Raw genomic sequence first — 22,559 nt, 5'->3', positions numbered from 1 at the left:
ATTTTGGATAATTCCACCATTATCTCTGGCTATAGTGCAAGGCTGGCATTTGCGGAGAACAGCAAAGAATTAATTGAGAAGCTCAGGCAGGGGAAATGTGCGGCTAAGACAAATTGGTTCGCGACTCAGCAGGCTGCTATGAGATGTGGAATAAAAGAAAATAAGTCAGTTGCCCGGCTGGCATCGAATCCTCTCAGTCTGACTGAGCAGTTATGTCAATTAATTGAGCAAGCACTGGAACACGCCATGCTCGATACGCATTGTCTGTCAGGGGATAACGTCAGAGTCTATCTGACTGGACTGGGACCGCGGGTTGATGTGATCGATTATAAAACCTTTTATGATCACAACGATATTGAAGACGTGACGCTCAATAAATCCATCACACATTTACATGTGGCTGAGATTTGTCAGGACAAACTGGCACATGAGATCGCAAAGAAATATCGTCTTAAATTCAGCCCGCCCAATTTGCAGTGCACCAGCAACTCGTCACTGGCGGCGGTGCACCTGGCGATTCAGGCGATTGCGAGTGGCGATATTGACCTGGTAGTGGTAGTGAATAGTTCGCAGATTACGACGCAGGACATCGCTTTTCTTGCCGGTCAGTCGATGCTGGAAAGTGAGGAAGCACAACCTTTTGGGGAAGCCAGCAAAAGTGTGTTATTTGCCGAAGGGCAAAGCGGCATCGTTCTGGAAAGCGTCAGGCACCGGCATGCGCGTGGGCTGACCGGAGGTGTTCGCTTGACGTCTGATTATGCACAAATCACTTCAGGCAGAGGGAATGACGCCGGGCAACTCAGCGTTAACCTGATGAAAGTCATGAATAAGGTGATGGAACAGGCCGGAATTCGTTACGAACAGTTATGCGCGATTCTGCCGCACGGCAATGGTTCGGAGGGGACGGATAAAGCCGAAGCGCAGGCCCTCGCTACTTTGTTGGCGGAACATGCGCTTCCTGTCCTCGCCTATAAAGGACAGATAGGTTATAACCCAACCGGTTCGGGCATTATCGATTTAATTATCGGCCACTATAGTTTATGTAGCGGCGAGTTAATTTCGCCAACAGGTAAGTCAGTCATACGCGAAAATATGGTGCAACATGTGTGGCTGAATAAAGGTACGGTAAAACATAATAAACATCATCTGCTGAAAACGGGACTGGGTGTCGATGGCTCAATTATCGCGCTGGTGATGTCAATGTGTGATATGGACGCGTAATAAGAGACAGGATGTCGTATGTATTTATCTTCTTTCTCTATGCTGGAACCACAGGGCGATATATATATTTACTATCCTTGCTGGTTAAACGTATGGGAATCTCATCTGTATAAACAGGCGCTGAAGTCAACCGGTTCACACGCATGGGGGTTCAGACGCTTTGGTACGCATAAAGATGCCTATATTAGAGAAATGATCAGAACGCCGCCTTACAAAGCTTATATCGATGCTATGGAGCAGGTTTCTGAAGCAGCATTGCAGAAATTAACGGCTCGGGAGCGCATGTTATTACTCAAGTCACGCACGGCGTTTATTTATGTCGATAGCTGGGGAGAATCGGCACCCTTTGAAGATATTTCCAGTGCATTACATACGGCAACGATCGATACATTACCAAAAAACTTAGTGAAAAAGTTTTCGGTGACGGATTTCACTTGCAAAATCAGAGGGGAAAAACAGTCTCTGGTACAAGCAATGCAGGTTGCAGAGGATTATCTCAACTGGCAGGTATTTGATTATGTAGTGATCTGCGCGGCCTATCGGGCAGTACCGGTGCTGGTGTTTTCTGAAGAAGATATGCGCTGCCCAGAAAAGGGAAAAAACAGACAGGAAAGCGGTGTAATGAATTTGTCGGTTGAGCGCGTGGGATGCTTTGTTTTTAGTCGTCGGGAAGCAGAATTGAGCGTTAATTGTGGTGGATACTCAATTCAAGATGATAACAGAAAACTGATCAGGCAATTGGTTGAAAATCATCAGGATATTAACCTGTTTACTTTTTCTGGGTTAAGGAAAGGGGCGGCGGAGCAGGAATTATTAAAAAATGGCAATAGCTCGGTTTTTGATGTCATTAATCTTATCGATACCTATGGCGGCAGCGGCTGCCTGTCGCCCGCATTAAGCTGGATATATCTTGAGCAGCAGGCAAGGGAGCACGGAAAAATGCGCACCCTGGTTCCCGATAATTTCGGTGGTTATAACTGGTTTGACACCCGTTACTAATCGACACCATCAGGGAATGATGATGAAAAATAATATAAGAGCCTTGCCAGCAATACAATTGATTGATGTGTGTAAAAGCTACGGATTTGCTGAAAACAAAGTTGACGCGCTAAAAAATATTAATCTTGAAATCAAAAAAGGGGAGTTCCTGGCGCTTTGTGGGCCTTCCGGTAGCGGCAAAAGCACGCTATTAAATGTTCTGTCGGGGATTGACAAGCCTGATGCCGGAATAACGCTATTTCTCAATAAATCGCTCAATGAACTGCATGAAAATCAACTCTCTTCGGTCAGAAGCAGGCATTTAGGATTCATCTTTCAATTTTTTAATCTAATTCCGGTGTTAAGTGCATTTGACAATGTCTATTACCCATTGATTCTTAATGGCCATTTCCCCAGGAAAACCGCGCAAGAACTGGCATGGCATTATCTCGATAGCGTAGGCATCCGCGCGTTAGGCGATCGTAAACCGGGGCAACTTTCTGGCGGTCAGCAGCAACGCGTGGCCATTGCCAGAGCGTTAGCAAACCAGCCGGATGTGGTGGTAGCCGATGAACCAACCGGAAATCTTGATATGGCAACCGGCGATGCAATTCTTGATCTGTTATTAAGGATTAACCAGGACACAGGCACCACATTTATTATCTCAACGCATTCAATGCAACTTAAAGACCGGGCCAAACGCGTTATAGAAATCGAGGATGGGGAGTTAGTCAGTGATTCCATTCGCTAAAGTTATGCCGTTTATTTTTGCCGGCTTATTAGTGGCTCAACCGGGAGGGGCAACCTCTGCTCCTGTGCGTATGGTGGAGAAGGTGATACAACAGGGCCTTCCCGATCAGCCTGATGCATTATTAGAAGTCAGCCGTGCTTTGTTCGATGACTATCAGCAGCATCACGAAGCGGTCGCACTGATTTTTCACTCTTATGCCCTGCTGCGGTTGGCAAATCATTTTGAAGCAGTCAACGATTATGTTAATGCCTCTGAATACGCCAAATTGGGTTTTTTTTACCTCGACGAAGCGGTAGACACACATGAAACAAACTTTCGTCTGCGGTATTTAAGAGCGAGAGTTGATGCGTATCTGCCAGCGAAACTTGGGCGCTGTGTAGTCACATTACAGGATACAGAGATACTACTGCGGCAAGCGAAAGCCTTCGATGCCGCAATTCAGGCGCAAATTAATGTTATGCGTTATCGGGCATTATCCAGTTGCCGCGATCATACACGCGCCAATGCGCTGTTGACCGCTATGCAGAATGGCACCCTGAGTGAGCGAAAGTTATTGGCACTGGGCACTGACAGCACACCGGAGTGGGATGCTCATGAACTGGCTCAGATTTTAATGCCTTTGGTGAAAGGTGAATAAATGAATATGGCTATGATCTTGACCAGTGCGGTTATTTTGATGGTGTTCAGTTTTGTCATATATAGTCTTATTTTCACCCTGCAAGATGCAAAATTCGCGTTCTTAAATATTTTAAGACATAAAAGGCGGTCATTCTCGACGCTGTTTGCTATCACGTTGGGTGGTGTAGCAATATTTCTTTATGGTGGTTTTATTGATTACGCCTTCTGGATTTTACAACAGCAAACAGTGCGTACAAATATTGGTCATGTTCAGATCTACGACAAAACATATTTTTCCTCGTCGAACAAAAGCAAAAGTATCATTGAAAATTATCAAGGGTTGAAGGCTGGAATTTTGCAGGATAATGAGTTGTCAAAGTATATTGCGACTATTGCCGGTCAACTGGAGTTTTCCGGTGTCGTCTCGCAATATGAACACCAGACATCCAGTTACTTTTCTGCATTTGGCCTGGAACCTCTCCCTGCCGTAAAACTGGGTTCTTTTGATACATTGATCTCCGGCAGCGATCTTTCACGCATTAAAAATGACGAGATTACGCTGGGCAGTGGTCTGGCAACGTCTCTTAATGCGGGTTACGCAGATTGGGTGGATATGTTGACGGTGAATAGCCACGGTGGGCAAGGGGCATTATCACTTAAGGTACGTGGCGTATTCTCCTCGGGCATTAAAGATTATGATGATGTCGCGTTAAAAATACCGCTAACCACAGCACAACGATTAATAGATACGGATGGCGTTAGCAAAATTGTTATTCTCCTGAAAGATGAACGTCACCTTGCCGAGTTCAGTCGTCAGCTGGAAAAATACATTAATGATCATCATTTACCGTTGATTGTTAAAGACTGGAAATCGCTGTCGTTATTTTATCAGCAGGTGGAAGGATTATTATCGGGTATTTATTTCTTTATCAAGCTCATTGTTGGCCTGATCGTTATATTTATGATCAGCAATACGATGACCATGAACATTCTTGAAAGAACACGGGAAATTACCACCTTAAGGGCGATGGGACTCAGGCCGTTTCATATCACCCGTTTGTTCTTACTGGAAGGAACCTTTATGGGGGGGATCGGAGCAATATTTAGCCTGCTTATCGGGTTTATGTTGGCGGGCATGATTAATCTACAAGGGATTGCCATGCCTCCGTCACCGGGTCAGACGCAAGGCTACAACGCCTTTATTAAAACCGACAATGTCGAGTTGATCTGGATTACGTTGGTGCTGCCAATATTGACGGCATCACTGGCAACGTTATTACCGGCGTTGAGAGCATCACGACTCAATATTGCTGATGCATTTAAATCAGCTCAAGGATGATTGTATGAAAGGTTGTACCGCTTTATCGCTGCTGTTTTTTATATCGACTGCCACATGGGGAGAGTCTGCACAGGATATTATCCGGCAGTCAGATGCTATCCGTTCACCGGATAAACCCTTTCGTTACACGGTGACGGTACTGGAATACCCTTCAGGGAGCTCCGAACCCAGAAATAAGCAGATTCTGGATATATCCATGCGCTTTCTGAAACCTGAGGGTAATCGTCAGGCTGAAGCGCGGTCGCTGGTGCGTTTTATCTTTCCAGCGCGCGATAAAGGCAAAGTGATGCTGTCGGACTGGTATGATCTATGGTTCTACACGCCGGAATTGCGTCGTCCTGTTCCGATCTCCCGACAGCAAAGGTTATTAGGGCAGATTTCAAATGGCGATGTCATTGTCACTAACTTTGAAGATGCTTATAACGCAAGGCTGCTGGATGAACAGCCTTGCGGTGCTCATGTTTGCTACCAATTGGATCTGCAACGTAAGTCATCGCAAGTGACCTGGCCGAAAGTGAAATACCTGGTCGAAAAGGGGAGCTATCGTCCGTATAAAGCCTCTTATTACTCGCTTGATGACAAACTGATGAAAGAGGTGGAGTACCGCGACTATAAACCGTTGTTGGGCAAAGTGCGGCCGGCACAAATTGTCGTTACTGATACCCGTCATGGCAACGGTTATTCGGTTATGGAATACAGCGATCTCAGGTACGAATCGTTGCCAGCGTCACATTTCACCCGTGAGTCTATTCAGCGAGGGGATCTTTGATGTCTTCTCTGCGCTGGTTGGTGCTCCCTCTCGCGATGCTGCCTGGAGAAAGGGTGTCAGCCTGTCTGTCTGACGCCGATATGGCGTTATTCGGTCAGATGTCTGCGGTGCGCAAAAGACCCGCGAGCTGGCAGATTGGCGGGAACGATCCCTGGCGCACTGACAATGGTTACACCGACCTGGTGGTGAAATACAGCAATCGCTGTTTATTCGTGGACGAGCAAATAAGGCTGAATGTTGCACTGTATGGGCTGACTTATTATCCAGTCAGGGATGGCGGGGCCTTTGAGCAAGATGATCACCGCGCGAGATTACTGTTTGACCGATTAAGCCTGACCTATAACCTGTCTGATACCGTCAGGCTGGAGGCGGGAAAAATAAGTAACAAGGGCGGCTTATTTTACCTTAAATCTCCAGCTAATCTGTTAAGTAATTACGGTGGTGGATTCAAATCGACACGAATATACCATCCGGCATTGAATCAGGTCTGGGCGGAATCATCCTGGGGATTTGAGCTGTCTGAGACGAACGAAAATAATTCGCTGTCACTCACCATCGCGCCAAAATTGGCGCAGGCGGGTAAAACGTATGAGTCTTCTGGTAACTGGTCAGCAACCCAACGTTCAAACAGCCGTGATCGTTATTTGTTGACCTATACCGATTACCGTTTTGCTGATCACACGCCGTCGGCCAGCCTGATGTTCGGTGATGCAAACGCGATTGCATTGGCAAACAGTTATAATTTATCTCAACAACTCACCTTCAATAGCGAACTGGCTTTGCACAGTAAACAGCGATGGCGACATCTGGATGAGGCAAAGGCTGAGCAGTTACAAAATTATGTTTTTCCAGATGCACTTTATCACACCAGAGAAAAGCAAGGTTGGGAGCTGGCGCTGGGAGTCCAATATACCACGGAGCGTTTTAACCATTTTGGCATTGGCTATTATTTTCAGAGCGAAGGCTATTCGGCACGGCAATGGAAAAAACAGACTGATGTGATCAATTTTCTTAGTCAGAAAACGCCCTATCCTTCACTGGAGAGGGCATTTGACGCCTATAAATATTTAATGGCTTCCGAGATCTATAACGCCAGCAGTAGCGGTAACCTCCTGGGGAAACATTATATCAACAGCTATGCCACTATTCTTCTTAATGAGCAAGAGCGTCTACAGCCCTGGTCGGCCATTAACCTGATGGATAAGAGTTCGATGACAGGGATCACTTATATCAGACAGCTTAAGTCATTAAATAACCAGATGGAGGTTTACACCGGGGTTTATATAATGGCTGGAAAAAACAACAGCGAATTCGGTCTGTTTGGCGAGACACTCGCAACCTATATCGGTTTTAATTATACATTTTAAGGTCTTATTATGGATGATAAACACGCGCCTGCTGTCGCGTTTATGTTTTCGGGGCAGGGTAATCCGGTTATCGGGATGGGGGCTGATTTATGGCATATCAATCAGCAAGCACGGCAGATTTGGGATTGTGCGAGCGATATTTCGCAGATGGATATTCGTCGTCTTTGCTTAAAAGGTCCAATGAATAAACTGGTGCAAACACCTTGCCAGCAAGTGGCGGTCACGGCGATAAATGTGACGCTGTATACTCTGTTGCTTGAAAAACTCAATGTCGAGACAGCAGTGGGTTGCTGCGGTCACAGTGTCGGCGAATACAGTGCGTTATATGCCGCGAAGGCTGTTTCCCTGGAGGACTTGTTTAAAATAATCCATTTCCGATCACAGTTGATGCACGAATTAAGCAAAGAAAATAATGGGACGATGTATGTCGTGAAGGGTATCGATTATCACACAATGACTGAACTGATTGCGCGTTCTGATATTGAGTTGGATGTCAGTTGCGACAACAGTCCCCATCAACAGGTTATTGGCGGGACATCCGCTGCGCTCACGGCATTTGTCCCGCTATTGGCCCGGCATGGCTTTGATGCTTTCAAACCCGGCGTGAGTGGAGCCTGGCATACCCGTTTAATGGCGCAAGGGGTAAAGCAAATGTGCAATTTTTTAGCGACGGTGGAGATTAAACGCCCGGATTTCGACGTGTTGATGAATGTGACGGGTTGTGCGGAATACGAACCGGAGAAGATTAAACACAATCTGGCGCTGCATTTAACCCATACCGTAAAGTGGACCGATTCGATGGCACGCTTATTAAGCCATCCATTAACACCGGTACTGATTGAGGTCAGTAACAAGGCCTACCTCGGCCATATGCTGAAGGATTTTCCCGGTTTTACATCGGAAATGACGCAACATTGTCGAACCATTACTGGTGCCTTATGATTCCAGATTATCAGAAATTTATCTCTTTTCAGGATAAGAGAGTTATTCCATTTTTCTCCGCAGTGATTCTGGTCGTTGTGGGTTTTTACTGGAAGAATAATGATTATCAATTAACGCAGCACAATGTTTGGCCGGTCAGCGCATTATTGGCTATCGTGCTGTTTAATCTCATTTATGACCTCAAGGCTTTTTGGGCGTATAGCTGTGTTATTGGTCGTGTCGATGTAAGTGTTTTCTCTGAGAAGCCTTGTGGTAAGTTGCTGAATGTTGTCTCCCGTCCCGTAATCATCAGTACGCTTATGCTATGGATGTTCTGGATTATTGCAACTGGCTGGCTGTCATTGCCTGCAACGATGTATTCGGTTCTTTGTTTTTATATTACTTCATCTTGCATTGTTTACCTGGTATTCAGATGGCTCAGACCAGTGTATATTCGTCAGGTGCTGACTTCTGCTGCACCAGGTGTGAAATACCGACACCTTTATCAGTATGTTAGTGTCTGTCTCTTCACTGTCACGTTACTGAATGTCATCTCAGTTAGCCCTTTAGCACAGCAGGAAGGCTTTTCCTTGCGGGAGGGTTTCTTGTCCATAAGACTGATGGTGGCTATGCTGATTCTTTGTACTATTGTCCTGGCGATAAATTTAGCATTCGCTCGTATATCCAAAAGATATGTATTTTTGGGACGTATCTTCTTAAAAGAAATCGACTTCTTCTTTTCAAAATCGGTTCCGTTCAGTCGTTTATCCTCGCGGCCATTAATCATCAGAATTATTATAGTGTTGTTCATTCTGGCGGTATGGATTGTTGCGGTAAGCACAGTACTTAGCCTGTTGCAGTGGCAAATCCGTTTTGAGTGGTACTTTTTGTTCTGTTTTCTACCTTGTATGGGTTATTGCTTTTTGCATACCTGGTGGCAATACCATCATGAGTTTATGATGGCTTGTGATATGTACTTTCGCTATGAAGCGTTTAACAAACGTAATCTTTGATCCTGATCAGCAGAAGTAGGTAATTCTATCTGCGAAATCTTTAAAAAGGTAAATAAAAATATTCTGAGAGGAATCTTATTTCTCAACAGTCACCACTCTGCGTAATTTACCCCGGTGAACAGGAGCGGCGGTAACACAAGGATGAGGTGAGCCTTTTTGGAACATAGGATAGTTGACGCGCTGAGCTGCATGGGATGTCGGCTTGGTTGTCGTGTGCATCACGACGAAACATTTAAAGTAGAGTTTTGTACGGATAAAAAGTTAGTACTTTGGCCTGAAGGCAATGATTATTTAAAACTGGCATTACATGAGTTAGTTTTTAAAAGTAATGGCTGTGAGCTGAGTGAGGACACTCTGATTGTTGATTTCTCACTGAGACATCTCGGTTTATTCATTAATGATGAGTGGCTAACGGTTTTCTCTGCGTGTGGCATGGAAATTGTTCTGATCCCTGACAGAAGAATGATGGCGATTGCGCATTATTGGTGGCGAAAATCAGCCAGTATCAAAGCTGTTATTCCTACCGATGCGGGGTTGGATTGTTTTATGGCAGATTTGAAAAACCGGCTCTGTGGCAGCAGGACTAAGCGGATTAAAGCTCCGGCAGCAACTGAACGAGAAATGCATGTGTTAAAGATGATATACGACGGCAGTACTGTGAACGAAATAGCCACCTTACTGGGTTGTAGCGTGAAAAGTGTTTATATCCATAAATCGACGTTAAAGAAAAAAATGGGTAGTGACATTATCTTTCATATGCTGCCGCAGCGGCACTAGTGTCAACCTTACGGGCATAAAAAATCCGGAAATGAAGTCCATTTCCGGATTCTGGCAGGGTGTCTTGATCGACTACGCGCGGGTTTAGCGCGGTGACACGGTGACCTGGCTGCCGTTAGATGCCATCACAACACGCTGGCCGACAGAGAAACGGGTGGCGGCCTGTTTCTGCACCACCATGATGGTGTTGCCGTCATCTTTACGGATTTCCAGTTCGACACCGTCACTCTTATTCAGGGTGCTCTGCACGCCCTGGCCTGCGACGCCGCCGAGAACGGCACCGCCTGCGGTTGCCAGGCTACGGCCGCTTCCGCCGCCAATGGTGTTACCGAGGAAGCCACCTAATACGGCACCACCGATGGCACCAATAACATTGTTTTCGTCACCGCCCTGAATCTTGACCGGGCGAACGGAAACCAGCGTACCGTAAGAAACGCTCTGTACTTGTTTCGCTTCACTGGCACTGTAGACATCACCAGAAAGGGTGTCGTTACTCACACAACCTGCCAGCGTTAAGCCGGCAAGGGAGACGACCAGAAAACGCTTAATCATCAGAAAGCTCCTTCATGCAAAAATGTGCCGTGTTCTCATCCTGTTCTGCACAGAGTATAAGACACAAAACTGGCAATTGACTCTTCGTCCGGATAATACGCGGTTGGAGGCGAAGCATAGACCATTGCATCTCAACAAAAATTCAATTGAACACGAAATATTTTAACCTGGAATGCGCTACGCAATGTGCTTAAAAAGCGGAATTTAATCATAGAATTAGCCTGCGTAATTTGCCAGGCTACTCAAAGATGAATCATTTGCTCGTGGGCGAGTAAGGAAAAGTTATGAAATCAGGACGCTATATCGGGGTGATGTCCGGTACCAGTCTTGACGGTGTCGATGTGGTGCTGGCGGCGATCGATGAACATATGGTGGCGCAGCAGGCGAGCTACTGTCATCCGATACCACAAGATTTGCGGCAGCAGGTGCTGGCGATCTGTCAGGGACAATCTCTGACCTTGTCGCAATTGGGGCAGCTCGATAACCGTCTGGGTAAGCTGTTCGCAGACGCGGTATTAACCCTGATGCGCCAGCAGTCGCTGGAGGCCAGCGATATCATGGCAATAGGTTGCCACGGACAAACGGTGTGGCATGAGCCGTTAAGTGATGCGCCTAACACCTTACAGATTGGTGACAATAACCAAATTGTTGCTGCCACCGGCGTGACCGTGGTCGGGGATTTTCGCCGCCGCGATATGGCGTTGGGCGGGCAGGGTGCTCCGTTAGTACCGGCGTTTCACCAGGCTTTATTAATGGACAGTGTTGAGCGGCGCATGGTGTTGAACATCGGCGGGATTGCCAACCTCTCGTTGTTACTGCCAGGCCATGCGGTGCGCGGCTTTGACACCGGGCCGGGTAATATGTTGATTGATGCGTGGATTTGGCGTCACAAAGGCCAGCCCTACGACAAAGATGCCGCCTGGGCGCGCAGTGGGCAGGTGGTCCCGGCGCTGCTTGATCAGATGCTGGCCGATCCCTGGTTCGCGTTACCACCGCCAAAAAGCACCGGACGCGAATATTTCAACCTCGGATGGGTCGAGCAACAATTGCAACGCTTCCCGGCACTGGCTGCGCAAGATGTACAGGCGACACTGACCGAACTCACCGCGCTGACCATTACGCAGCAGGTACAACTGAATGATGGCTGCGATCGCCTGTTAGTGTGCGGTGGCGGCAGCCGTAACCCGCTGTTGATGGCCCGTCTGGCGGCACTGCTGCCCGGTACGGAGGTCAATACCACTGACCAGGCCGGTATCAGCGGCGATGATATGGAAGCGCTGGCCTTTGCCTGGCTGGCTTTCCGCACCTTGTCCGGCTTACCGGGCAATTTACCGGCGGTGACTGGCGCGCGCGAAATGAGCGTGCTGGGTGCCATCTATCCGGCCAATTCCCGGCAGACACGTTAAGGAGTCAGGATGAAAAAGGCGATTTTAGTGGGCGGCGTACTGCTGCTGAGCGGTTGTGGTTTAATGCATAAACCCGCCGAAGCACCGCAAAAGTTGCATTACCGTTGCGGCACGTTGCCGCTAACCGTAACCCTGGATAACCCGCGTCAGCAGGTCAGTTTTATTCTTGATGGCAAAGCGCTGACCTTGACCCAGACCGTTGCCGCTTCCGGTACGCGCTACAGTGACGGCACTTACGTCTTCTGGTCGAAAGGGAATGGCGCTTTTATCGAGCGTAACGATAAAATTGTGATTAATGACTGCGAATTGCAGAATGCGGATGGTTCCGCCCAGTAATCGTTAAAGAAAGAGTAAACAGCATGAGCGACAGTGACAGTTTGCAAAATATTGCCCACCTGCGTCGTGAATACACCCGTGGTGGTTTGCGGCGTAAAGATCTGCCAGAGGATCCTCTGGCGCTGTTTGAACAGTGGCTACAACAGGCGTGTGCCGCGCAACTGCCCGATCCCACCGCCATGACGGTGGCGACGGTAGACAGCAGCGGCCAGCCCTATCAGCGCATCGTGTTGCTCAAGCACTACGATGACAAAGGAATGGTGTTTTACACCAATCTCGGTAGCCGTAAGGCGTTGCAGCTGGCGGACAATCCGCGCATCTCGCTGCACTTCCCGTGGCACTATCTTGAACGTCAGGTGATGGTGCTGGGCGAAGTTGAGAAACTGTCGGCACTGGAGGTGTTGAAGTATTTCCATAGCCGTCCGCGTGACAGCCAGATTGGTGCCTGGGTTTCGAAGCAGTCGAGCCGCATTTCCGCTCGTGGCGTGCTGGAAGGCAAGTTCCTCGAATTGAAGCAGAAGTTCCAGCAAGGTGAAGTGCCCCTGCCGAGTTTCTGGGGCGGATTCCGGGTTAAATTCCACACGATGGAGTTCTGGCAAGGGGGAGAGCATCGGCTGCACGATCGCTTCCTCTATCAACGTCAGGACAATGGCTGGTCAATCGACCGTCTCGCCCCGTAAAACTGCGTTTTAACCCCTTTCAACGCTGGCGCAGTTGGCGTCAGCGCTTTATGCTATAGCCCTCATTTTTTTCACTTCCGCAAATCAGCGGAAAGCTGTGTACCAGCATAGGTGCAGTCTGATCAATTTGGAGTCAGTGATGACCAGCAGTAACCTGATACAACAATTGCAAGAGAGGGGCTTGATTGCCCAGGTAACGGACGAGGAAGCGTTAGCAGAGCGACTGGCGCAAGGGCCAATTGCACTCTATTGCGGCTTTGATCCCACCGCTGATAGCTTGCACTTGGGCCATCTGGTGCCGCTGCTCTGCCTGAAACGTTTTCAGGATGCCGGACATAAACCGGTCGCGCTGGTGGGTGGTGCCACCGGTCTGATTGGCGATCCCAGCTTTAAAGCAGCAGAACGTAAACTGAATACCACTGAAACCGTGGGCGAGTGGGTGGAGAAAATCCGCCATCAGGTCGCGCCATTCCTCAGTTTCGATTGTGGCGACAACAGCGCCATCGCCGCCAATAACTATGACTGGTTTGGTGGCATGAATGTGCTGACCTTCCTGCGTGATATCGGTAAACACTTCTCTGTGAACCAGATGATCAACAAAGAAGCGGTCAAACAGCGTCTTAACCGTGACGATCAGGGCATCTCCTACACCGAATTCTCCTACAACCTGTTGCAGGGTTATGACTTTGCCGAGTTGAACAAGCGTTATGGTGTGGTGCTGCAAATTGGCGGTTCCGACCAGTGGGGCAACATCACCTCCGGTATCGATTTAACCCGTCGCCTGCACCAGCAGCAGACCTGGGGTCTGACCGTGCCGTTGATCACCAAGTCTGACGGTACCAAGTTCGGTAAAACCGAAGGCGGCGCGGTGTGGCTTGATGCGAAGAAAACCAGTCCGTATAAGTTCTACCAGTTCTGGATCAACACCGCGGATGCGGATGTGTATCGCTTCCTGAAATTCTTCACCTTCATGAGCATTGAAGAGATCAATGCGCTGGAAGAAGCCGACAAAAACAGCGGTACCGCACCTCGCGCGCAGTACGTGTTGGCCGAGCAGGTGACACGACTGGTGCATGGCGATGCGGGCCTGACTGCGGCCAAACGCATCACCGAGAGCCTGTTCTCTGGCAGCCTGAGCGATATGACCGAAGCAGATTTCGAGCAGCTGGCACAGGACGGTATGCCGACCATCAACCTGACCGCCGAAGATGACCTGCAACAGGCGCTGGTCAAAGCGGAGCTGGTGCCTTCACGCGGCCAGGCACGTACCATGATCGGTTCCAACGCGGTTTCTCTGAACGGTGAAAAACAATCTGACGCCGAATACCGTTTCAGCGACAGCGACAAACTGTTTGGGCGCTTCACGCTGCTGCGTCGCGGCAAAAAACACTACTGCCTGATTAACTGGCAGTAAGCGATTCAGGGCCGGTTTCCGGCCCTTTTTTATGGCAAGGCAGTACAGGGCAATAATGAAAAATATTCTCGCAATCCAGTCTCATGTTGTTTACGGCCACGCTGGCAACAGCGCGGCAGAGTTTCCCATGCGTCGTATGGGTGCCAACGTCTGGCCGCTGAATACCGTGCAGTTCTCCAACCACACGCAGTATGGCCACTGGACCGGCACCGTGATGCCAGCCACCCATCTGACCGATATTGTGCAGGGCATCGCCGCTATCGATCGATTGAAGACCTGTGATGCGGTGCTGAGTGGCTATCTGGGTTCCGCCGAGCAGGGTGAGCAGATCCTGGAGATTGTGCGCCAGGTAAAAGCCGCTAACCCGAATGCCTGGTACTTCTGTGATCCGGTCATGGGGCACCCGGAAAAAGGCTGCATTGTTGCGCCGGGTGTGGCGGAGTTTCATTGCAAAATGGCGCTTCCGGCCAGCGATATTATTGCTCCGAACCTGCTGGAGCTGGAGATGCTGAGCGGGCACAGCATTGCCAATGTTGAACAGGCGGTGGTTGCGGCTCGTGAGCTGATTGCTCAGGGGCCAAAAGTGGTGCTGGTGAAACATCTGGCGCGTGCCGGACGTCGCAGCGACCGTTTTGAGATGTTGCTGGTCACTGCCGATGAATGCTGGCATATCGACCGTCCACTGGTCGATTTTGGCGTACGTCAGCCGGTCGGCGTTGGTGATCTCACCAGCGGGCTGCTGCTGGTCGATCTGCTGCACGGCAAGTCGCTGCGTGATGCGCTGGAGCACGTCACGGCAGCGGTGTATGAAGTCATGCTGAAAACCCATGAAATGGGCGAGTACGAACTGCAACTGGTGGCGGCACAGGATGCGATTGCGCAACCGACGCAGCATTTCGCGGCGGAAAAACTGTAACAGCCCGTCGCGGCGCGATAAATCGCGCCGCGACGCATCAGATCAGACCTTCCGCTTTCAGCGCCGCCTGTACTGCCGGGCGTTCTGCCACCCGATCAAACCAGCTATTCAGCGCCGTAAACCCACTCAAATCCAGTTGTAACGCATGCGCCCAGCGCGTCACCACAAACAGATAGGCATCCGCCACGGTAAAACGCAGCCCCATCAGCCACTGTTTATCCTGTAACGCCTGATTTGCGATGGCGAATTTTTTGATTAGCTGCTCACGCACCAGCTCTTTGTATTCTGCGGGGGTGTCCTTGCGGAACAAGGGGCTGAAGCCTTTGTGCAATTCAGTACCGATAAAACTGAGCCACTCCAGCGTGTGATAACGGGTGAGACTCCCGGTCGGCGCCAGAAGGTGGCGATCGGGTTTTTGATCGGCCAGATACTGCACAATCGCCGTACCCTCCGTCAGTAACGTGCCATCATCAAACTGTAAAGCCGGTACCTGTCCTTTCGGGTTTATCTGCCAGTAATCCTCTCCTCGCTCGGTACGTTTCAGTTGCAGGTCGACATTAACCTGTGTGAAGTCCAACCCGCATTCGCGCATCACGATGTGTGGCGATAGCGAGCAGGCACCGGGCTTACAATAGAGTTTCATCATGGCCTCTCCTCGGTTTGTTGTGATCAAACCAGCATAATTCGGCGAAAAAGATTTGCCAGTGATACCGATCAGGAATCGTGGCTGATAGCGTAATTTTCTTCATGAAAGCAGGCGAGTGCGGGCAAACGCGTCAGTGCAAAATCCCAGAACTGACGGACTTTCGGTGTCATGTTCCTTACTCGTTGCGTCACCAACTGTACCGGCAAGGCGGCAGGTTCCCACTCCGGCAATAAACGGATCAATGTTCCCGCGTGCAGATCGTCCAGCACCTGATAGGAGAGTAGACGCCCAATCCCCTGGTGGCTGCGTAATGCCAGCAGCTGACTCTCCACTTCATTCACGCGCAGTCGAGGGGTAATACGCACCCGCACATCACGCGCAAATCGCCATTCTCGTGTCTGCCGTATCCCGGCAATCAGCGCATGTTCGCTCAGTGTGGAGGGATGCTGCGGAATACCTGCGCGTTGTAGATAATCCGGGCTGGCAATCAGCATACTGCGTACCTCGCCGACCCGACGTGCCACCATCGAGGAATCCTGAAGTTCACCGATGCGTAGCGCGATATCCAGCCCGTTATCGATCAAGTCCTGATAGCTGTCGCTCAGCACCAATTCCAGCTGAATTTCCGGATGAAGCGCCAGGAAGGCGTTCACCAACGGCATCACATGGCGGCGGCCAAACTGAACCGGGGCAGTGACGCGCAGCAGTCCTTGCAATCCGCTATGGTGGGCGCTGTCCATTGCGGCCTGATAGTCGGTCAGCAACTGGCGCGCCTGCTCAAATAGCTGCCAACCGGCTTCGGTAGGGGCCAGTTGGCGCGTGGTGCGTTCAATTAAGGTGGTGCCGAAGCGCTGCTCCAGCGCCGCCAGAGTACGGGTGATGACCGGCGGTGAACGCTGTAAACGACGGGCGGCTGCCGCCAGGCTACCCTGTTGAATGACGGTGACGAACACCTGTAGCTCATCGAATCTGTCCATCATTATTCCTTATTTGGTAACAGTCTCTTGTCGTAACCCGATCTTCATTACGTAAATCACAAGAGTAAGCTAAGCAAAAAAGGAGATCATCATGAAACTGTACAGCACACCGTTATCTGGCCATGCGCACCGTGTCCGACTATTACTGAATATGCTGCAACTGGATTATCAATGTATTGAAGCGGCGGCGGCTTTGCGCCAGCAAGCTGAATTTCGGCAGTTGAATCCGTGGCAGCAAATTCCGGTGCTGGTGGATGACGAGGTCGTGATTTACGACAGTAACGCCATTCTGGTGTATCTGGTGCGCCGCTATGCACCGGACAGCCACTGGCTGCCGGATGAGCCGGTGGCTGCCGCCCAGGTGCAGCTGTGGCTGGGGAAAGCGGCGGGAGAGATTCGTTACGGCGTTGGATCCGCGCGTTTAATTAAACAATTTCACACCCCGGAAGACTACGCCTCGGCGTGCAGCGTGGCGGCGCGTTTTCTGCCACAGATGGAAGCGCATTTAAGCACGCAACGCTGGCTGGCAGGTGAGCTGCCGACCATCGCCGACCTGGCCTGTTACGCGTACGTGGCTTGTGCCCCCGAGGGCGGCATTTCATTACAACCGTGGCCCGCTATTCGTCAGTGGCTGGCCCAGGTCGAGGCGCTATCCGGCTTTGAGTCGCTACCGCCATTACCCCTTCCCGAGGAAAGCGAAAATGTTCCATCCCGGTGAACAACGCGCCCAGCAACTGGCAGGTTTTAGCCATGTACGGGCCGCAATTTACGATCAGATGCCGTTGCAGCACCAGATGTTCTTTGCGCAATTGCCCTATCTGCTACTGGCGCAACGCGCTAGCCAGGGCTGGCCGCTGGCGCATTTATTGATGGCTGAACCCGGTTTCATCCAGCCGCTGGATGAGCACTACCTGGCGATCAGCACCCACGCGCTCCAGCGTGCAGCGCTATTACAACCGTTGGCGGAAGGCGATGCACTGGCCATCCTCGGCATTGATTTCGCCACGCGGCGCCGCAACCGCGCCAGTGGGGAAGTTGCAGCAATCGGGCCAGAACATCTGGTGATGCGAATTCACGAGAGCTTTGGCAACTGTCCGCAATATATCCATCAATATCCGTGGCATTTTCCGGCGGAGCAACAGGTCGAGATTGAACAGGCCACATCCTTAAATGTTGAGGACCGGCAGCATCTCAGTCGCAGCCAAACGTTTTTTATCGCCAGCGGTTCTCCGTCCGGCAGTATGGATATTTCACATCGCGGTGGTCCTGCCGGTTTTCTGCGCTGGCATGACTCTGGGTTACTGTCGTTCGATGATTTTCCCGGTAACCGTTATATGAATACCCTGGGCAATTTGCTGCTGGATGCGCGCTGTGCGTTGTTGATCCCGGACTGGCAATTGGGTACCGCGCTGCATTTGCAGGGTGAGATGACCATCGATTGGGCCGCGAACAACGCAGAAGGGAAGGTTATCCGGCGTTTGTGGTTTACGCCGCAGCAGGTGATGCGGTTAGGCGTGGGTGCCTGCTGGCAAGCAGACACCGCCGCATAAAAAAACCGCCATCCCAGGGGATGACGGCTTGATCGTTTTTCCGGACTGAACCGCAGAATCAGGAATTGGCGTTGGCGCGCTGCAATTCAGTCTGGGTATCGTCCTGTGTCATGCGGTTCAGCAGCGGGGCGGTGATCAGCATCAGGATAGCAATCACCCCGGTCGCGATACCAATCTGCTGGAACACATGGCTGTACACCGCCAGCGACGTGTGCGGATCGGTCACATCACTCGGCACGGCCATCAGGTTAGCCACTTTACCGGCGATCATCGCAGCACCTGCGGTGGTCAGGAACCATGAACCCATGATAAAGCCCATCAGACGCTGTGGAACCAGCTGTGCCACCATCGCCAGGCCAAGGCCAGAAATCATCAGCTCGCCCACGCTCTGCAATGCATAGCTGAGAATCAGCCAGTTGACCGACACGATGCCCGCTTCGTTCGCGAATTTGGCACCAAACGGCAGCACCAGGAAGGCACCAGAACACAGCACCATACCGATGGCAAACTTGTGCGGCATTGGCAGTTTGTCGCCCATCTTGTTGTACACCGCTGCCAGAATCGGGCTGGCAAGCATGATCCAGAACGGGTTAAGCGCCTGGAACTGCTCCGGCTCGAAGGTGATGCCGAGAATGGCATGCTCAACGTTACGGATGGCGAAGAAGTTCAGCGAGGTCGGCATCTGCATGTACAGCACGAAGAACACGATGGCTTCAACCATCAGCAGGAAGGCGACGATCATTTTACGACGTGCTGCGCCCTGCAAAGCAAAGGCTTCTTTGGCAAACACCATCACGATACCAATGGCGATCACACCCAGCGCCATGCGCGCGATGCTCTGATGATGCAGCAGCCAGGTCGCCAGGGCGATCAATGCCACCACGCCAACCAGCGTCATCAGCAATTTGTTGATCTGCAACGGAGCGAAATCAGGTTTGGAACCGTAACCCTTCACCAGACGCTGACAGAACAGGAAGTTCAGCAGGGTGATCACCAGACCAACAACCGACAGCGAGAATGCCGCGCCCCAGCCATACTTCGCCGCCAGCCACGGTGTCAGCATCATGGAGAACAGCGAACCGATGTTGATCGACATGTAGAACATGGTGAATGCGCCGTCGATACGCGGGTCGTCTTTCTCGTAGCAGGTGGAGAGCAGGGAAGACGGGTTGGCTTTAAACAGGCCGCTACCCACCGCAATGGTGGCCATACCGACATACACCATGGTGGTGTCATGACCGGAGAAGGCGACAAAAGCATAACCCAGCGCCAGAACCATCACCCCGAGGACGATGACACGTTTGGTGCCCAGCACTTTATCACCCAGCCAGCCGCCAATGGCGACCAAACCGTAAACCAGCGCACTAAACGAGGTGAACAGGGTGATGGAATCTGCTTCCGACATCCCCAGCTGTTTCACCAGGTAAACCGCCATAATGGCTTGCAGGCCGTAGTAACCAAAACGTTCCCACAGTTCGATCGAGAAGATCAGGTAGAACGCTTTCGGTTGCTTGAACGCGTTGAGGCTGACTGCCTCATCAGTGTGTTTGTTTGCAGTTGACACGAGTACCTCAGTTTATACATAGCCTGTTTTTTGACAGGAATTAAGTCTGCGTCAGGCTGGGTAAATCCTGCGCAACATTGTTATTAGATAGGAAAAACGGCGCCTAATTTGGCTGAATCAGGCCAGCAGGGCAAGTACTTTTTACACGCTGAAATACCTGTGAAGGGTAGGGTTAAAGCAATAATAAAAAGTTGTTAATCAGTGTTAAATCCCGAGTGATGACATTATATCAGGATAATCGGTTGGTTTGCAGATCGTTAAGATCATTTTCATGAGATAAACTGCGATTATTCTTAATTTCAGGAGATATGTCTGCTGTATGAAACATAAACAAAAAATAAACCTGTTAATGGCGTAATGTTAAGCACGATAGGTTGATAATTAAACAAAAAAACCTGCGCAAAGATTCCAGCGCGCTAATTAGTTGATCCTGCGCACAAAAATACGATTTATTTTCGCATGCAAAAAAAGAAAACGTTTGCGTAGCCCTTTTCAGGCAGATAAAAAACGCCATTCAAGCCGGTATCAGGCATAAGCGACAGCTTTAAGGGCCTCAAAGCAAATTCCGCTAATAGCAGCGGGGAAGGATGAGAAGGTGTTTTTTATTGATTGAACGTTCAATATAAAATAACTACACTTTTTCACATTCCATATACACAACCGATGAACACCATGCCAAAAACAGGAATGAAAGCCATTCGGCAGGCGCAGTTGATTCAGGCGACCCTGACGGTGATTGACCGTGTGGGGCTGGCTGAGGCCAGCATCGCGCTGATAGCCAAACAAGCCGGGGTGTCGACCGGCATCGTCAGCCATTACTTTGGCGATAAAAACGGTCTGCTGGACGCTTGTATGCGGCAAATCCTCGCCGATCTTTATCTGGCGGTGGAGCGGCAGAGACGGCTGGCGGATGACACGCCGGAAGCGCAGATCCGCGCCATTATTGATGGCAATTTCGACCCGTCGCAGGTCGAAGGGCCGGTGCTCACTACCTGGCTGGTGTTCTGGACCAGCAGCCTGCATCACGACAACCTGCAACGTTTGCAGCGTATTAATGACAAACGCCTGTGGTCGAACATCACCGCGCAATATGCCCGCGTTTTGCCGCGTGAGCAGGCCCGCGCGGCCGGCAGCAGTCTGGCAGCGTTAATTGACGGACTGTGGCTACGGATGACATTAGCACCGCAGCCAATGGCACAGGGATTGGCGCAGGCGCGCCAGCTCTGTTATCAGAATCTTGCCCTGTGGCTGGCCGCCGCCGGGCCAACCCCATCCTGAGGAGAACATATGGCTGAGATCACGCGCCGCGGCTTATATATCAATGGTCAGGAGTGTCCGGGCAACGGACCGCTGTTTACCAGCGTCAACCCGGCTAACGGCCAGGTGCTGGCGGAGATCACCGCCGCCAGTCAGGAAGATGTCGATCGTGCAGTTTCCTCTGCGTGTGCAGGACAGCGCATCTGGCGAAGCTATACCCCGGTGGAGCGCAGCCGCGTGTTGCTGAAAGCCGTGGCTTTATTGCGCGAACGTAATCAGGCGCTGGCGGAACTGGAAACGGCGGATACCGGTAAGCCAATCAGCGAAACTGCCGCGGTTGATATCGTCACCGGAGCGGATGTGCTGGAGTATTACGCCGGTCTGGCTCCGGCATTGCAGGGCGAGCAGATCCCACTGCGTGACACAGCCCTGGTGTACACCCGGCGCGAACCACTGGGCGTCTGTGCCGGGATTGGTGCATGGAACTACCCAATCCAAATCGCGTTGTGGAAAAGCGCCCCGGCCCTCGCAGCGGGCAATGCCATGGTGTTTAAACCCAGCGAAGTGACGCCGCTGAGCGCCCTGGCGCTGGCAAAAATCTACAGCGAAGCCGGATTGCCGGATGGGGTATTTAACGTGGTGCAGGGCGCGGGTGAGGTGGGGCAGGCGCTGAGTCAACATCCGCGCATCGACAAAGTCTCCTTCACCGGCGAAGTGAATACCGGTAAACGGGTGATGGCGGATGCCGCGCTCGCCAATCTGAAGGAAGTCACCATGGAACTGGGGGGCAAATCGCCGCTGATTGTGTTTGCCGATGCCGACCTGGAACGTGCCGTCGATGGCGCGCTAATGGCGAATTTCTACAGCAGCGGCCAGGTATGTACCAATGGCACCCGGGTGTTTGTCCATCACAGTATTCAGGCCCGGTTCGAGCAGCGTCTGCTGGAGAAAATGCGGGGCATCCGTATGGGCGATCCACTGGATGCCTCGGTGAACTTCGGCCCACTGGTCAGCGAACAGCACTGCCGCAAAGTCGAAAGCTACCTGAAACTCGGCAAGGAGCAGGGCGCACGTCTGCTGGCAGGTGGTCATCGCATCATCGACGGCCCGTTGGCGCGGGGTTGTTATATCGAACCAACGGTGTTCAGCGATTGTCATGATGAGATGCGCATTGTGCGTGAGGAGATCTTTGGCCCGGTGATGAGCATCCTCAGGTTCGACAGCGAAGAAGAGGTGATTCGCCGGGCTAACGATACCGAACTGGGGTTGGCCGCCGGGATTTTCACCCGCGACCTGAATCGCGCCCACCGTGTTACCCATCAACTCGAAGCGGGGATCTGCTGGGTCAACAGTTGGGGCGAATCACCCGCACCGATGCCGGTGGGAGGATATAAGCAATCCGGGCTGGGGCGTGAAAACGGCATCGTAACGCTGCAAAACTATACGCGCACCAAATCGGTGTTGATTGAGCTGGGCGACTACCCGAGCGCATTTTGAGTTTTCATCC

Annotated in this window: 23 protein-coding genes; 19 read left to right on the top strand and 4 right to left on the bottom strand. The window is 51.1% G+C overall.

Annotated features, from left to right (window positions below):
- The first annotated feature begins 3 nt into the window (after window positions 1-3).
- The 10 genes from L579_RS15925 to L579_RS15880 all read left to right on the top strand — a co-directional run bounded on the left by L579_RS15925 (window position 4) and on the right by L579_RS15880 (window position 9,754).
- On the top strand, window positions 4-1,221 hold the full coding sequence (locus L579_RS15925) for a beta-ketoacyl synthase N-terminal-like domain-containing protein (RefSeq protein WP_036626922.1): 1,218 nt from the start codon (window positions 4-6) through the stop codon (window positions 1,219-1,221).
- A gap of 18 nt (window positions 1,222-1,239) precedes the next feature.
- Window positions 1,240-2,220 (top strand): hypothetical protein, encoded by a 981-nt coding sequence (locus tag L579_RS15920; protein WP_021185220.1) that lies wholly within the window; start codon window positions 1,240-1,242, stop codon window positions 2,218-2,220.
- 22 nt (window positions 2,221-2,242) lie between these two features.
- Window positions 2,243-2,950 carry an ABC transporter ATP-binding protein gene (locus L579_RS15915; protein ID WP_021185219.1) on the top strand — a complete coding sequence of 236 codons (708 nt, stop codon included), beginning with the start codon at window positions 2,243-2,245 and terminating at the stop codon, window positions 2,948-2,950.
- On the top strand, window positions 2,934-3,587 hold the full coding sequence (locus tag L579_RS15910) for a hypothetical protein (RefSeq protein ID WP_021185218.1): 654 nt from the start codon (window positions 2,934-2,936) through the stop codon (window positions 3,585-3,587). Before L579_RS15915 ends, L579_RS15910 begins: the two co-directional genes overlap by 17 nt.
- Window positions 3,588-4,907, top strand: a complete 1,320-nt coding sequence (locus L579_RS15905) for an ABC transporter permease (protein ID WP_021185217.1) — start codon at window positions 3,588-3,590, stop codon at window positions 4,905-4,907.
- 4 nt (window positions 4,908-4,911) lie between these two features.
- Window positions 4,912-5,676 carry an outer membrane lipoprotein-sorting protein gene (locus tag L579_RS15900; protein WP_021185216.1) on the top strand — a complete coding sequence of 255 codons (765 nt, stop codon included), beginning with the start codon at window positions 4,912-4,914 and terminating at the stop codon, window positions 5,674-5,676.
- Window positions 5,676-7,043, top strand: coding sequence for a hypothetical protein (locus L579_RS15895; protein ID WP_021185215.1), 1,368 nt, complete (start codon window positions 5,676-5,678; stop codon window positions 7,041-7,043). The genes L579_RS15900 and L579_RS15895 overlap by 1 nt, the downstream gene beginning before the upstream one ends.
- A 9-nt stretch (window positions 7,044-7,052) precedes the next feature.
- Window positions 7,053-7,985, top strand: coding sequence for an ACP S-malonyltransferase (locus L579_RS15890; RefSeq protein WP_021185214.1), 933 nt, complete (start codon window positions 7,053-7,055; stop codon window positions 7,983-7,985).
- On the top strand, window positions 7,982-8,977 hold the full coding sequence (locus L579_RS15885) for a hypothetical protein (protein WP_021185213.1): 996 nt from the start codon (window positions 7,982-7,984) through the stop codon (window positions 8,975-8,977). Before L579_RS15890 ends, L579_RS15885 begins: the two co-directional genes overlap by 4 nt.
- Window positions 8,978-9,190: 213 nt before the next feature.
- On the top strand, window positions 9,191-9,754 hold the full coding sequence (locus L579_RS15880) for a helix-turn-helix transcriptional regulator (protein WP_161628642.1): 564 nt from the start codon (window positions 9,191-9,193) through the stop codon (window positions 9,752-9,754).
- A gap of 84 nt (window positions 9,755-9,838) precedes the next feature.
- Here the strand turns inward: L579_RS15880 and slyB are convergent, their stop codons facing one another.
- Window positions 9,839-10,306: an outer membrane lipoprotein SlyB gene (gene slyB, locus L579_RS15875; RefSeq protein WP_013508888.1), complete on the bottom strand. Its 468-nt coding sequence runs from the start codon at window positions 10,304-10,306 to the stop codon at window positions 9,839-9,841.
- Window positions 10,307-10,590: 284 nt separating this feature from the next.
- Between slyB and anmK the strand changes: the two genes are divergently transcribed.
- From anmK to pdxY, 5 genes are all read left to right on the top strand, one after another.
- Complete coding sequence (anmK, locus tag L579_RS15870) at window positions 10,591-11,712, top strand: anhydro-N-acetylmuramic acid kinase (protein ID WP_021185211.1); 1,122 nt, start codon at window positions 10,591-10,593, stop codon at window positions 11,710-11,712.
- Window positions 11,713-11,721: 9 nt separating this feature from the next.
- Window positions 11,722-12,048 carry an MliC family protein gene (locus L579_RS15865; protein WP_021185210.1) on the top strand — a complete coding sequence of 109 codons (327 nt, stop codon included), beginning with the start codon at window positions 11,722-11,724 and terminating at the stop codon, window positions 12,046-12,048.
- Between the two features lie 23 nt (window positions 12,049-12,071).
- Entirely contained in the window at window positions 12,072-12,728 is a 657-nt protein-coding gene (gene pdxH, locus L579_RS15860) for a pyridoxamine 5'-phosphate oxidase (RefSeq protein ID WP_021185209.1), read from the top strand.
- 139 nt (window positions 12,729-12,867) lie between these two features.
- Window positions 12,868-14,142 (top strand): tyrosine--tRNA ligase, encoded by a 1,275-nt coding sequence (tyrS, locus tag L579_RS15855; protein WP_021185208.1) that lies wholly within the window; start codon window positions 12,868-12,870, stop codon window positions 14,140-14,142.
- A gap of 52 nt (window positions 14,143-14,194) precedes the next feature.
- Window positions 14,195-15,058, top strand: a complete 864-nt coding sequence (pdxY, locus tag L579_RS15850) for a pyridoxal kinase PdxY (RefSeq protein WP_200864673.1) — start codon at window positions 14,195-14,197, stop codon at window positions 15,056-15,058.
- A gap of 37 nt (window positions 15,059-15,095) precedes the next feature.
- Here the strand turns inward: pdxY and gstA are convergent, their stop codons facing one another.
- Both gstA and L579_RS15840 read right to left on the bottom strand, forming a co-directional pair.
- Window positions 15,096-15,701 carry a glutathione transferase GstA gene (gstA, locus tag L579_RS15845; RefSeq protein ID WP_036626969.1) on the bottom strand — a complete coding sequence of 202 codons (606 nt, stop codon included), beginning with the start codon at window positions 15,699-15,701 and terminating at the stop codon, window positions 15,096-15,098.
- A gap of 71 nt (window positions 15,702-15,772) precedes the next feature.
- Complete coding sequence (locus L579_RS15840) at window positions 15,773-16,681, bottom strand: LysR family transcriptional regulator (protein WP_021185205.1); 909 nt, start codon at window positions 16,679-16,681, stop codon at window positions 15,773-15,775.
- A gap of 91 nt (window positions 16,682-16,772) precedes the next feature.
- On the opposite strand from L579_RS15840, the gene L579_RS15835 reads away from it, so the two are divergent.
- Both L579_RS15835 and L579_RS15830 read left to right on the top strand, forming a co-directional pair.
- Window positions 16,773-17,399, top strand: a complete 627-nt coding sequence (locus L579_RS15835; RefSeq protein WP_021185204.1) for a glutathione S-transferase family protein — start codon at window positions 16,773-16,775, stop codon at window positions 17,397-17,399.
- Complete coding sequence (locus L579_RS15830) at window positions 17,383-18,231, top strand: pyridoxamine 5'-phosphate oxidase family protein (RefSeq protein WP_021185203.1); 849 nt, start codon at window positions 17,383-17,385, stop codon at window positions 18,229-18,231. Before L579_RS15835 ends, L579_RS15830 begins: the two co-directional genes overlap by 17 nt.
- 58 nt (window positions 18,232-18,289) lie before the next feature.
- On the opposite strand, the gene dtpA is transcribed toward L579_RS15830, so the two are convergent.
- Window positions 18,290-19,795 carry a dipeptide/tripeptide permease DtpA gene (gene dtpA, locus L579_RS15825; RefSeq protein WP_021185202.1) on the bottom strand — a complete coding sequence of 502 codons (1,506 nt, stop codon included), beginning with the start codon at window positions 19,793-19,795 and terminating at the stop codon, window positions 18,290-18,292.
- A 672-nt stretch (window positions 19,796-20,467) separates the two neighbouring features.
- Here dtpA and betI point away from each other — a divergent pair.
- Together betI and betB are read left to right on the top strand one after the other, a co-directional pair.
- Window positions 20,468-21,073 carry a transcriptional regulator BetI gene (gene betI / locus L579_RS15820; protein WP_036626912.1) on the top strand — a complete coding sequence of 202 codons (606 nt, stop codon included), beginning with the start codon at window positions 20,468-20,470 and terminating at the stop codon, window positions 21,071-21,073.
- A 9-nt stretch (window positions 21,074-21,082) separates the two neighbouring features.
- Window positions 21,083-22,549: a betaine-aldehyde dehydrogenase gene (gene betB, locus L579_RS15815; RefSeq protein WP_021185200.1), complete on the top strand. Its 1,467-nt coding sequence runs from the start codon at window positions 21,083-21,085 to the stop codon at window positions 22,547-22,549.
- Window positions 22,550-22,559: the final 10 nt, after the last annotated feature.

The organism is Pantoea sp. AS-PWVM4 (genome assembly GCF_000468095.1).
Classification (GTDB): Bacteria; Pseudomonadota; Gammaproteobacteria; order Enterobacterales; family Enterobacteriaceae; genus Pantoea; species Pantoea phytobeneficialis.
This window is presented reverse-complemented; position numbering and strand designations above follow the sequence as displayed.